General features: G+C 58.7%; 5 protein-coding genes. 2 read left to right on the forward strand and 3 right to left on the reverse strand.

What is annotated here, in order from left to right; all coding sequences use genetic code 11:
* Window positions 1-647: 1-acyl-sn-glycerol-3-phosphate acyltransferase (locus K1X75_18265; protein ID MBX7060012.1), on the reverse strand; the 647-nt coding region annotated here is incomplete at its 3' end.
* Between the two features lie 334 nt (window positions 648-981).
* Here K1X75_18265 and K1X75_18270 point away from each other — a divergent pair.
* Both K1X75_18270 and K1X75_18275 read left to right on the forward strand, forming a co-directional pair.
* Window positions 982-1,998 (forward strand): M23 family metallopeptidase, encoded by a 1,017-nt coding sequence (locus K1X75_18270; GenBank protein ID MBX7060013.1) that lies wholly within the window; start codon window positions 982-984, stop codon window positions 1,996-1,998.
* Entirely contained in the window at window positions 1,974-2,342 is a 369-nt protein-coding gene (locus tag K1X75_18275; protein MBX7060014.1) for a polymer-forming cytoskeletal protein, read from the forward strand. Before K1X75_18270 ends, K1X75_18275 begins: the two co-directional genes overlap by 25 nt.
* A gap of 6 nt (window positions 2,343-2,348) precedes the next feature.
* Here K1X75_18275 and K1X75_18280 read toward each other — a convergent pair whose 3' ends face one another.
* Entirely contained in the window at window positions 2,349-3,665 is a 1,317-nt protein-coding gene (locus K1X75_18280; protein ID MBX7060015.1) for a hypothetical protein, read from the reverse strand.
* A gap of 97 nt (window positions 3,666-3,762) precedes the next feature.
* A complete protein-coding gene (locus K1X75_18285; GenBank protein MBX7060016.1) occupies window positions 3,763-4,149 on the reverse strand; it encodes a hypothetical protein in 387 nt (128 codons plus the stop codon).
* Window positions 4,150-4,305: the final 156 nt, after the last annotated feature.

Here is a 4,305-nt window from a genome sequence, read left to right on the forward strand (position 1 = left end):
CCCTCTGGAAAAACTGCGATGACCTTGCCGTCCTTTTGCAGCTGCTGCGCCTGGCGAAAGGAGCGCATGTTGATGCGCGTCATCAAGTCGGCCATTGCCGGGTTGTCCTGCATGTCCTTCTTGGAGCAGACCAGCAGCGAATCAATCATGTACAGGCCAAGGCGCGTAAAGTCCGGCTCAAAGGCCAGTCGACCGGCAATGAAGACCAACGAATCGGCCAGACGCCGCGCCTCGCTGCCTTCGCGATAAAGCAGATTGTAGATGGCCGCGGTGTCAAAATGGCTCAAGTGGTTGGCAATCAGGACCATCGGGAACTTGCCCAGCAGCGGCACAATTTGCGAGAGGTTCTCTTTGCCCTCGACGGTGAAGTTGCGCATCAAGGGATCGAAGAATTGCACCATAAAGTCGCGGATCGGCGGCGACTTCATGGTGTAAACGCCGACCTTTTCCAGCGCGCCGTCTTCCCGGAAGCTGTCCATAACCTTCGGCATTGGCGTTTCCGAGGAGAGTTTCAGGAATTTGACCAGCAACTCTTTGGCTTTCAGTTCTTCGAGGCCGCCTTTTACAAATCCTTCAATGTTCTGGAAAAACTCGCGCTGCCAGGGGGCCGCGAATCCGCCATCTTTGTTCTGTTCTTGTTCGCTCATCCGACGTTTGGTCGCGTTCCAGGGTTGAGCCGGCAATCGTTTTCCAGGCCCAGGGTTTTCAGCTTGACCCGACCCGAGGCGGGTCAGGTCAATCGGGTGCGGGGCGCGTCCTGGTCCATTTGCCGGGTGCGCCGCACAAGGGGATCATCTGGCGCGCAAGGCGAGCAATCAGTCAGCCGGCAAGGGAGCCGCGGGCCAAAACGGCAAGGGCCGCGGAGTCCCGCTGCGCCCTGACCCGCTGGATGCCGGCGAATTTGCCGAGCACCTGCGCGAGGGGCCGCGTCCCCGGCATCGCCTGGACTGGAAGGACAACTGGCGCAAAACCTACGCCGAGTTGCGCGAGCGGCTGGCCGAGATTCTGGCGCGCATCCACAAGCGCGGCCGCGAGCGCTTGACGATCATGGTCATCCCGCATACAGAGCAGAAGATCCTGAATCTGCACGTTTCGATCTACGCCATCTCCATTACGATTGCTGTGGCGACGCTGGGTCTGCTCCTTTCGATGATCAGTCTGGTCGGGAAGAGCGGCGAGGACATTCAGTACTACGATATGGGTCTCACCAACTCGCAGTTCAATCTGCAGAGCGTCAAGATGGCGGAGGAGATGCTGCCGCTGCATGAAATCATCAATGACTATGCTAACACCATTGGCGAATTGTATGTGAAGCTGGATGGACAGGACACTGCGCAGAGCGGCGAGGGCGGCGCGGCGCAGGCCGTGATCGATACGGAGATTGCCGATCTGCGCAGGCTGGTGGCGGAATGCCGCAGCCAGGGCGAGGCCTGCAGCCAGGAACTGACCGAGGAAATCCTGCGGCGAGTGATCTTTCTGTCCCGTCAGGATAACCACAATCTGCGTCGCGCGGTGGAGGTTTCAGAGAAGATCCTTGCCGAACTGAATACTCGCGAAAAGCAAAATCTGCTGCGCAACACGCCAGGCATCTGGCCGGTCCACGGTTACTTGATGACTCCCTACGGATTGCAGACCGATCAATTGGAGGGCCGTCAGCGCTTCCAGCGCGGCATTGCCATCGGCGCGTTGCCGGGGGCCGAGGTGGTGGCAACCGCGCCCGGCGAGGTGCTGGACGTGTCCTATGATGCCTCCTACGGACTGCAGATTCGAATCAATCATCGCTATGGCATTAAGACTTTCTACGCTCATCTCGATCGGACGCGGGTTAAGAAAGGGGAGACGGTCAGTCGCGGGCAGGTCATTGGCTATGTGGGCAAGACCGGCGCTGCGCCCGTATATATGTTGTATTACGAAGTCCATGTGGGAACTGTGGCCTACAATCCGCACGCCTTCCTGAATCACCTGCAAGACCAATGGCTGATACAACCGAGAACCTGATCGTCAACAGCCTGATTGGCGAGGGCTCCGAATTCCGCGGCGAGTTCAAGGTCAAGGACCTGATTCGCATCGACGGCTATTTCAAAGGCAATATCATCACCGAAGGCAAGGTGCTGGTCGGTCGCGCTGGCTTGGTCGAAACGGATCTGCGCGCCGGCGTGGTCGTCGTCGGCGGAGAGGTGCGCGGCTCGATTCATGCCGATCGTCGCGTGACCTTGCTTTCCACCAGCAAGGTCTACGGCGATATTGTGACGCGCAGCCTGGTGGTAGAAGAGGGCGTGGTCTTCGAGGGTCGCTGTACGATCAATCGCGGCCCACAGCTGGTCCAGGCGAAAGCCAGTTAAGAGCGTTCAATACAGCCCGCTGCTCTTGTACATCTTGATGATGCGCCATCCGCCCGGCGTCGTACTCGCATCCGCGCCGGCCACATAGAGAAAGCTGCCGTCGGCTACGGCGGCGGTCGCTTCGTCGTTGCCCGGACTGAGGTCGATGCGCAGCACGCCGGCGTTGCCAAATTCGGCAATCGCTGCGCCGCTGCTGGAATCAAAGCGCTCAATATGAAAGGCGCGATCGACGGCGACGACCTCGTCGCTGCCAATCAGATAGAGGTTGGCCCCATCCAGAACCAGGGCGCCAAGATTGTCCGCCCCGCTGCTGTAATCGACATCGACTGTCCCTGCGCTGCCAAAAGCGGCCACGCTTGCGCCGCTGTTGATATCATAGCGATCAAGACGGTAATGCGTGGTAGGCGAGCTGGCCAGCCCGGCTACATAAATCGAATCGCTGCTTATTTTCACGGCGTAGATTTCATCGCGCATGGGATTGGGCGCGCCGTTCACCTGTCCGCCTGCGCCAAATGTAGCATTCAGGGCGCCGGTCGCCCGATCGCGTTTTTCAGTACGCCAGTCAACAGTTGCCGCGCGGTAGGCGCCGGCAAAATACAGACTGGAAGCATCGGCGGCGGCTGCCCAGCAGCGCGATTGTGTTCCGTTGCCGGCCGCCTGGGTGAGTACGCCGCCCGCGCCAAAGGCGACATCCAGCGCGCCGCTACTGAGCGCTCTTCTTTCCATGCGCCACTGTTGACCGGACCCGCCAGTGGACGACGACCCACAGATATTCATGACTGAGCCGTTGGTCAAGATGGCATCAAGGTTGTCGAATTGACCGGCCACCGGATCGAAGCTGATCACCCCGCCCGTCCCAAAGCTGGCGTCCAGAGCGCCGCTGATGGCGTTGCGCTTTTCAATACGCCATTGTGGCGAGCCGGGCGCCACGTCCACTCCAACCAGATAAAGGAAGCCATTGTCGTAAGCCATGTCGTTGAGATCATCATTGCCGCCGCCGCCCGGATCAAACTCAATGACGCCGCCATTGCCAAAGGCGCTGACCAGTTCTCCTGTAAATCTATTGCGTCTGGATATCCGCCAGTTGCGATTGCCGCCGCTGGGGTCGGAGTTGCCGGCAATATAGATGGAGTCGCTGGATAAAGCCACCGCGTTTGGCATTCCGCCTACGTTGCCGCTGAAAACATTGAAAGAGGTCTCCGCCTGCAGGAAAAACAGCGAGGCTTCGGGAAGGCTGGAGCTGGCAGCGTCATAGCAGGCGCCGCTCAAGATTAAAGAGAGGCACAGCGACAATCCGTGTACAGCTGTAGCATGACGACGCAAACAATATCCTCGTTGTCAGGGTGTAATATCATTCCTTGATCGATCGACTCAAGTATTTTTCTGATCGAAAATTAGATCCAGAAAGCCATACATCGCTCTAGGCCGGCGCTCCCCAGCCCTCGAGCGCCGCCGGTCTGGCCATCAGCAGTCGGATCTTCTCTGGAACTTCCGGCGCAAGATGTTCAATCACCAGCTGCTTTTGCCAGAAACGTCGTTCAATGTAGATCCGTCGAATGCTGGCGCGGCGAAGCAGATGCGCCTTGCCCACTGCTACGATCAGAAAGTCAGGATAAACGCTGAAGCGGATGAACGGTCCGCGGTAAAAGATGGCGCCGACCTGTCCGGCGCAGCGCGCTTCAAAGATCGGTTGCAGTGCACGCTCTTCGATGCGACGCTGTGTGGAGTTGTAGAACAATCGACCGAAGATCGTTGCTACGATCAGAAGCAGGATCAGCGGAAAGGCCGCTGGCAGATATTCAAACACAGCAACTTCCCCGGCCCTCTGATTGGCAACGCTGCCTCAACTATTCGCCATCATAGTAATCCAGAGAGGCCCCCTCCTTAAGCAGCAGAAAGGCCCGTCCGCGGAAATCTGGCCAGTCCTTCGGCGCACCCTGCGCCGCAGTCATCATTCCCAGTT

It is taken from the genome of Leptospirales bacterium (assembly GCA_019694655.1).
Lineage (GTDB): Bacteria > Spirochaetota > Leptospiria > Leptospirales > Leptonemataceae > SSF53.

What these genes read in the sequence shown, in the direction of transcription:
- K1X75_18275 (MBX7060014.1), top strand. Translation starts at nt 1,974, where the DNA reads ATGGCTGATACAACCGAGAACCTGATCGTCAACAGCCTGATTGGCGAG.